The organism is Maricaulis sp. (assembly GCF_017642925.1).
Lineage (GTDB): Bacteria > Pseudomonadota > Alphaproteobacteria > Caulobacterales > Maricaulaceae > Maricaulis.
The window spans coordinates 23316-30357 of the sequence record NZ_JAEPOL010000028.1; the positions used below are offsets into that span (position 1 = coordinate 23316).

At 62.0% G+C, this 7042-nt stretch carries 15 protein-coding genes and 1 pseudogene; all 16 read right to left on the reverse strand.

From position 1 onward, the window contains the following. Positions 1-13: 13 nt before the first annotated feature. Positions 14-319, reverse strand: coding sequence for a 30S ribosomal protein S14 (gene rpsN, locus JJ918_RS16640; RefSeq protein ID WP_291889877.1), 306 nt, complete (start codon positions 317-319; stop codon positions 14-16). Between the two features lie 49 nt (positions 320-368). Further along, the gene (rplE, locus tag JJ918_RS16645; protein WP_291889880.1) at positions 369-929 is read right to left on the reverse strand and encodes a 50S ribosomal protein L5; all 561 of its coding nucleotides are present in this window, start codon (positions 927-929) and stop codon (positions 369-371) included. Next, the gene (gene rplX / locus JJ918_RS16650; RefSeq protein ID WP_271185317.1) at positions 922-1239 is read right to left on the reverse strand and encodes a 50S ribosomal protein L24; all 318 of its coding nucleotides are present in this window, start codon (positions 1237-1239) and stop codon (positions 922-924) included. Before rplX ends, rplE begins: the two co-directional genes overlap by 8 nt. After that, a complete protein-coding gene (gene rplN / locus JJ918_RS16655; protein WP_271185316.1) occupies positions 1239-1607 on the reverse strand; it encodes a 50S ribosomal protein L14 in 369 nt (122 codons plus the stop codon). The genes rplX and rplN overlap by 1 nt, the downstream gene beginning before the upstream one ends. 38 nt (positions 1608-1645) lie before the next feature. Next, on the reverse strand, positions 1646-1882 hold the full coding sequence (gene rpsQ / locus JJ918_RS16660) for a 30S ribosomal protein S17 (RefSeq protein ID WP_271185315.1): 237 nt from the start codon (positions 1880-1882) through the stop codon (positions 1646-1648). Between the two features lie 3 nt (positions 1883-1885). After that, positions 1886-2107 carry a 50S ribosomal protein L29 gene (gene rpmC, locus JJ918_RS16665; RefSeq protein ID WP_271185314.1) on the reverse strand — a complete coding sequence of 74 codons (222 nt, stop codon included), beginning with the start codon at positions 2105-2107 and terminating at the stop codon, positions 1886-1888. 11 nt (positions 2108-2118) lie between these two features. Continuing rightward, positions 2119-2532, reverse strand: a complete 414-nt coding sequence (gene rplP, locus JJ918_RS16670; protein WP_271185313.1) for a 50S ribosomal protein L16 — start codon at positions 2530-2532, stop codon at positions 2119-2121. 11 nt (positions 2533-2543) lie between these two features. After that, the gene (gene rpsC / locus JJ918_RS16675; RefSeq protein ID WP_271185312.1) at positions 2544-3248 is read right to left on the reverse strand and encodes a 30S ribosomal protein S3; all 705 of its coding nucleotides are present in this window, start codon (positions 3246-3248) and stop codon (positions 2544-2546) included. Further along, entirely contained in the window at positions 3248-3628 is a 381-nt protein-coding gene (gene rplV, locus JJ918_RS16680; RefSeq protein ID WP_271185311.1) for a 50S ribosomal protein L22, read from the reverse strand. Before rplV ends, rpsC begins: the two co-directional genes overlap by 1 nt. 3 nt (positions 3629-3631) lie before the next feature. Next, the gene (gene rpsS / locus JJ918_RS16685; protein ID WP_271185310.1) at positions 3632-3910 is read right to left on the reverse strand and encodes a 30S ribosomal protein S19; all 279 of its coding nucleotides are present in this window, start codon (positions 3908-3910) and stop codon (positions 3632-3634) included. A gap of 10 nt (positions 3911-3920) precedes the next feature. Next, positions 3921-4757 (reverse strand): 50S ribosomal protein L2, encoded by an 837-nt coding sequence (gene rplB / locus JJ918_RS16690; protein WP_291889892.1) that lies wholly within the window; start codon positions 4755-4757, stop codon positions 3921-3923. Between the two features lies 1 nt (position 4758). After that, positions 4759-5055, reverse strand: coding sequence for a 50S ribosomal protein L23 (locus JJ918_RS16695; protein WP_291889895.1), 297 nt, complete (start codon positions 5053-5055; stop codon positions 4759-4761). Between the two features lies 1 nt (position 5056). Further along, a complete protein-coding gene (gene rplD, locus JJ918_RS16700; RefSeq protein ID WP_271185307.1) occupies positions 5057-5692 on the reverse strand; it encodes a 50S ribosomal protein L4 in 636 nt (211 codons plus the stop codon). Then, entirely contained in the window at positions 5689-6501 is an 813-nt protein-coding gene (gene rplC / locus JJ918_RS16705) for a 50S ribosomal protein L3 (protein ID WP_367277734.1), read from the reverse strand. Before rplC ends, rplD begins: the two co-directional genes overlap by 4 nt. Positions 6502-6505: 4 nt before the next feature. Further along, entirely contained in the window at positions 6506-6820 is a 315-nt protein-coding gene (gene rpsJ, locus JJ918_RS16710; RefSeq protein ID WP_011643734.1) for a 30S ribosomal protein S10, read from the reverse strand. 81 nt (positions 6821-6901) lie between these two features. Next, a pseudogene (gene tuf / locus JJ918_RS16715) lies at positions 6902-7042 on the reverse strand (elongation factor Tu); the annotation flags it as partial.

A 7042-nucleotide genomic window follows, 5' to 3' on the forward strand; every position in this document is an offset into this window, starting at 1 on the left:
GTCGGGCCCCCTCTTACCAGCTCGACTTGACCATGCCCGGGATCATCCCCTGGCTGGCCAGTTCACGCAGCGCGATACGCGACATGCGCAGCTTGCGATAGAATGCGCGCGGGCGGCCGGTGACTTCACACCGGTTGCGGATGCGCGACGGAGCCGAGTTGCGGGGCAGCCCGGCCAGTTTCAGCTGAGCAGCAAAACGCTCCTCAACCGGCAGTTCCTGATTGCGCGCGATCGCCTTCAGTGCGGCACGCTTGGCAGCATAGCGCTGCGACATGCGTTCCCGCTTGCGATTGCGTTCAACTGCGGAAGATTTCGCCATTTAAGTCCTCCTGCGTGCAGAGCCCGAGCGGCTCTGCTCTCCTGCTGCGTTAGTTCGTAAACGGAAAATCGAACTCGGCCAGCAGGGCCTTCGCTTCCTCATCATTGCCTGCGGTGGTGCAGACAACGATATCCATACCCCGGATCTTCTCGACCTTGTCGTAGTCGATTTCCGGGAACACGATATGCTCTTTCAGACCCATCGCGTAATTGCCACGACCGTCGAAGCTCTTTCCGTTGAGCCCGCGGAAGTCACGCACACGCGGCAGGGCGATGGTGATCAGGCGATCCAGGAATTCGTACATACGGTCCTGGCGCAGGGTCACCTTCGCGCCGATCACCTGCTCCTCGCGGAGCTTGAAGCCCGCGATGGACTTCTTGGCAACCGTCTTGACCGGCTTCTGGCCGGAAATGGCTTCCAGATCCTCAAGGGCACCCTTGATTTTCTTGGAGTCCTGGGCAGCTTCGCCAACGCCCATGTTGATCACGATCTTGTCCAGACGCGGGATCTGCATGTCGTTCGCGTAGCCGAACTTTTCCTTCATGCGCGCCTTGATCTCGTCACGGTACTTCGCACGAAGACGCGGGGTGTAGGTGGCAACCTCAGACATCGATGACCTCACCGGATGCTTTGGCGACACGGACCTTGCGGCCGTCATCAAGCGTCTTGAAGCCGACACGCGTCGGTTCGCCGGTTTTCGGATCGGCCAGCGCCACGTTCGAGACGTGGATCGCGGCTTCCTTTTCCTTGATGCCGCCCTGGTCGGTCTGGGTCGGGCGGGTGTGGCGCTTGACCACATTCACGCCCGCCACGAAGACCTTGTCCTCGGCCGGAACCACTTTCATGACCTCGCCGGTCTTGCCCTTGTCACGGCCGGCGAGAATGACGACCTTGTCGCCCTTCTTGATCTTGGCAGCCATTACAGCACCTCCGGCGCCAGCGACACGATCTTCATGTGGTTCTTGGAGCGAAGCTCACGCGGAACCGGGCCGAAGATACGCGTACCGAGCGGCTCGTTATTATTGTTGATGATCACCGCGGCGTTGGAGTCGAAGCGAATGACGGAACCGTCCTTGCGCTTGATGTCCTTGGCCACGCGAACGACGACGGCCTTGCGGACATCACCCTTCTTCACGCGACCACGCGGGATGGCTTCTTTCACGGAGACGACAATGATGTCGCCCACGTGGGCGTAGCGACGCTTGGCACCGCCCAGCACCTTGATGCATTGCACACGGCGGGCGCCAGAATTGTCGGCTACGTCCAGATTGGTTTGCATCTGGATCATGGCAGATCCTCCTTAGGAAAGGGTCTCGGCCTGCGGGCTTAAGCCTGCGCCGGGACAACCTCCCACCGCTTCAGTTTCGACTTGGGTGCACATTCCTGGATCTGGACCTGGTCACCCACTTTGAACGCATTGGCTTCGTCATGCGCGTGATAACGCTTGGTGCGACGAACCGTCTTGCGGAGCAGCGGGTGGAGGAAGGTCCGTTCCACACGCACGACCACGGTCTTGGCACCTTTGTCACTCACCACGACGCCTTGCAGGATACGCTTAGGCATCGCTTAGCTCCCTTGCTCTTGCTGCGACTTGCGCTCGCTCTGAACGGTCTGGATGCGCGCGATGTCGCGGCGCACCTTGCCGTAGCGAGCGGTGTTTTCCAGCTGGCCGGCGGCCTGCTGGAAACGCAGGTTGAATTGCTCTTTCTTGCGCTTCAGGAGTTCGTCCTGAAGCTGGTCGTCCGTCATGGCGCGAACGTCGACGGCCTTGAGTTCTTTATCGCTCATTGCCCGATCTCCTATTCGCCCAACCGGGCGACGATCTTGGTCTTGATCGGCAGCTTCGCGGCGCCGAGTGCCAGGGCCTCACGTGCGACGCTCTCCGGAACACCGTCGATCTCGAACATGATGCGGCCAGGCTTGACCTTGCACGCCCAGAATTCGGGCGAGCCTTTACCTTTACCCATCCGGACTTCGGTCGGCTTCTTGGAAACCGGCACATCCGGGAAGATGCGGATCCACACGCGACCGGCACGCTTCATGTGACGGGTGATGGCCCGGCGCGTGGCTTCGATCTGGCGTGCGGTGACGCGTTCCGGCTGCAGCGCCTTGAGGCCGTAGGAGCCGAAGTTCAGCGTATAGCCACCCTTCGCAGCACCCTTGATGCGGCCCTTGTGCGCCTTGCGGAATTTTGTGCGTTTCGGTTGCAGCATGGCTGATATCCTTACGCGGCTTGACGGCCCGAACGGGCACGTTGCTCACCCGACTCCTGGAGACGGCGCTCCTGGGCCATCGGGTCGTGATCCATGATCTCGCCTTTGTAGATCCAGACCTTGATGCCGATGATACCCATCGCGGTCTTGGCTTCGGCGGTTCCGTAGTCGATGTCGGCGCGCAGCGTGTGGAGCGGCACAGAGCCCTCCTGGTACTGCTCGGAGCGCGCGATCTCGGCACCGCCGAGGCGGCCACCGCAGACGATCTTGCAGCCCTTGGCGCCCATGCGCATCGCCGACTGCATCGAACGCTTCATCGCACGGCGGAAAGCCACGCGGCGCTCGAGCTGCTGGGCGATGGACTCGGCCACCAGATTGGCGTCGATCTCGGGCTTGCGCACTTCGACCAGGTTCAGAAAAACCTCGCCATCGACCATCTTCGACAGTTCCTTGCGGAGCGTCTCGATGTCCGAGCCCTTCTTGCCGATCACCACACCCGGACGGGCCGTGTGGATGGTGACGCGGCACTTCTTGTGCGGGCGCTCGATCACGATCTTCGACACGCTGGCATTCTTCAGGCGCGCCTTCAGCATCTTGCGGATCTTCAGATCCTCATGAAGCAGCTTGGCGTACTCGCCTGCGCCGGCGTACCAGCGCGATTCCCAGGTGCGGTTGACGCCAAGGCGCAGACCGATCGGATTGATTTTCTGACCCATCAGGCGGCCTCCTCGACTTCGCGCACCACGATGGTGAGCTCGGAAAACGGCTTCAGGATCTTCGCGCCGCGACCGCGGGCGCGCGCCTTGTACCGCTTCATGACCAGGTTCTTGCCGACATAGGCTTCCGACACGACAAGGCTGTCGATGTCGAGACCGTGATTGTTCTCGGCATTGGCAATCGCGGACTCGAGGGTCTTGCGAACCTCCTTGGCGATGCGCTTGCGCGAAAACTCGAGATCCGCCAGCGCACGCTCGACCTTCTTGCCGCGGATCATCGCGGCAACCAGGTTGAGCTTCTGCGGGCTGGTGCGGATCATCCGCAGCTTGGCGCGCGCTTCGTTGTCAGCGACGCGACGGGGATTGGCAGACTGGCCCATCGCTTATCTCCGCTTCGCTTTCTTGTCCGCCGCGTGACCGTAATAGGTCCGGGACGGAGCGAACTCGCCGAGCTTGTGGCCGACCATGTCTTCGGTCACCAGCACCGGCACAAACTTGTTGCCGTTGTGGACCTGGAAGGTCAGACCCACGAATTGCGGCATGATGGTGGAACGGCGCGACCAGGTCTTGATCGCTTGCTTGCGCCCGCCCTCGTGCGACTTTTCCGCTTTTTTCAGCAGATAGCCGTCGACGAACGGACCTTTCCAGACAGAACGAGGCATCGTCGGCTCCCTATCGCTTCTTGCGCTCGTGGCGCGAGCGGATGATGAACTTGTCCGTAGACTTGTTCTTGCGCGTCTTCGCACCCTTGGTCGGCTTGCCCCACGGGGTCACCGGGTGACGGCCGCCCGAGGTCCGGCCTTCACCACCGCCGTGCGGGTGGTCGACCGGGTTCATCACGACGCCGCGAACGGACGGGCGACGACCCAGGTGGCGATTGCGACCGGCCTTGCCGAGATTGATGTTCAGGTGGTCCGGGTTCGAAACCGCACCGACCGTCGCCATGCAGGTATCCGGAACCATGCGCAGCTCGCCCGAAGACAGGCGGATCTGGGCATAGCCGGCGTCACGGCCGACGAGCTGGACATACGCACCGGCGGAACGGGCGATCTGACCACCCTTCTCCGGCTTCATCTCGACATTGTGCAGGATCGTACCGACCGGCACAGCCTTCAGCGGCATGGCATTGCCCGGCTTCACGTCGCACTTGGCGGACGCGATGACAACATCGCCTTCCGACAGGCGCTGCGGCGCCAGGATGTAGGCCTTTTCGCCGTCCTCGTAGTTGAGGAGCGCGATGAAAGCCGTCCGGTTCGGATCGTATTCCAGACGCTCGACGGTCGCGGGAACGTCCCACTTGCGGCGCTTGAAATCGATCACACGGTACAGGCGCTTCGCGCCACCGCCACGACGGCGGGCCGTGATGCGACCGGTATTGTTGCGGCCACCCTTTTTGGTGAGGCCTTCAACCAGCGTCTTTTCCGGACGGCCCTTGTGCAGCGCGGAGCGATCCACGAGCACGAGGGCGCGGCGGCCCGGAGAAGTCGGTTTGAATGTTTTCAAAGCCATCTTACAGACCCGTCGTCACGTCGATCGAGTGACCCTCTGCGAGAGTCACGACCGCTTTCTTCTGGTCATTGCGCTTACCGTGGATGCCACGGAAACGCTTGGTCTTGCCGTGAACCTTGATCGTATTCACCGCTGTCACCTTCACTTTGAAGAGTTGTTCGACCGCTTCCGCGATCTCCTTCTTGTTGGCGTTCAGCGGGACGAAGAAGACAACCTTGCCGTCTTCGGACAGCAGGGTGGACTTTTCCGTGATCACCGGTCCCAGGATCGTATCGTAATGGCGCGCAGCAGCCGTCATTTTAAGCCTCCTTCGCGCTCAGGCGTTCGTGGATCTTCTCCACGGCAGCCTTCGTCAGCACCAGGGTGTCGCGACGCAGCACGTCATAGACGTTCAGGCCCTGCGCGGGCAGCACGTCGATGAGCGGCAGGTTGCGAGCAGCCTTGGCGAAGTTCTCGTCGACCTGCTCACCGGAGATGAACAGGGCGTTGGAAATGCCCAGACCTTCGAGCGAAGCCCGCAGATCCTTCGTCTTCGGCTCGGTCAGGACGGCATCATCCAGGATGATGAGCGCCTTGGAACCGGCTTTGGACGACAGGGCGTGACGCAGACCCAGCGCACGGACCTTCTTGGGAAGATCATGAGCGTGAGAGCGCACGCGCGGACCGTGAGCCTTGCCGCCGCCGACGAAGATCGGAGCCGAACGGGCGCCGTGACGTGCACCGCCACCGCCTTTTTGCCGGCCGAACTTCTTCTTCGTGCGAGCGATTTCCGAGCGGCCGAGCGTCTTGTGCGTGCCCTGCTGGCGTGCCGCCAACTGCCACTTCACAACGCGCTGCAGGAGGTCGGAGCGCACCTCTTCAATGCCGAAGACGGCATCGTCGAGATCGATAGCACCGGCGTCCTTCGCCGCGAGGGTTTTTACCTCGATCTTCATGCTTGCGTTCCTTCTTCACCATCGGCGGCCGCATCCGTCGCTGCCGCTTCGGCTTCCGCCGGCGCAGCGTCGTTCTCGACAGCCGGAGCCGCTTCAGCAGCCGGCGCGTTCACTTCGTCCAGCGTCCGGAACTTGCCCGGCAGCGGGAGTTCCATGTCGCCATAGCCCTTGATGGCATCGCGCAGCTCGACCCAGCCGCCGGCCGATCCCGGCACCGCACCCTTGACCAGGATGAGGCCGCGATCCGCATCGACGCGGACAACTTCGATATTTTGCGTGGTCACGCGGGTTGCACCCATGTGACCGGCCATCTTCTTGCCCTTGAACACCTTGCCCGGGTCCTGGCACTGGCCGGTGGAACCGTGGGAACGGTGCGAGATCGACACGCCGTGCGAGGCGCGCAGGCCGCCGAAATTGTGCCGCTTCATGGCACCGGCGAAACCCTTACCGATCGAAATGCCGGCAACGTCGACCTTCTGGCCCGGGACGAAGTGATCGGCCGTCAGCTCGGCGCCGACTTCGATCAGGGCGTCCTCGGCAACGCGGAACTCGACCAGCTTGCGCTTCGGAGCCACATTGGCCTTGGCGAAGTGACCGCGCAGCGCCTTCGGCGTCCGCTTGGCCTTGGCTTCACCAGCACCCAGCTGCAGGGCGACATAGCCGTCACGGTCTGCCGTCTTGTGCGACACGACCTGGACGCCGTCCAGCTGCAGCACGGTGCAAGGCACGTGCACGCCGTCATCGGCGAAAATACGCGTCATGCCCAGCTTGCGGGCGATCACGCCGGTTCTACGATCTTCCTGGCGCATAACCCTACGCTCCCAGCTTGATCTCGACGTCCACACCGGCCGACAGGTCGAGCTTCATCAGCGCGTCAACTGTCTGCGGGGTGGGGTCAACAATGTCGAGAAGACGCTTGTGAGTCCGGATCTCGAACTGCTCGCGCGACTTCTTGTCGATATGCGGCGAGCGCAGCACCGTGAACTTCTCGATGCGCGTCGGCAGCGGAATCGGACCGCGAACGTTCGCGCCGGTGCGCTTGGCGGTGGAGACAATCTCCCGGGTGGAATTATCCAGAACCCGGTGATCGAACGCCTTGAGGCGAATGCGGATGTTTTGACGTTCCATCAAACCGATCCCGTTTCTAAACTTTCAAAAAGAGCAATGAGCAGGGCGGCACTCAAGGCACCGCCCTGCCCGGATTTCTTGTTACTCGACGATCTTGGAAACGACGCCTGCGCCGACGGTACGGCCGCCTTCACGGATAGCGAAGCGCAGCTTCTCTTCCATGGCGATCGGCGTGATCAGCTCGACATTCATTTCCACATTGTCGCCCGGCATCACCATCTC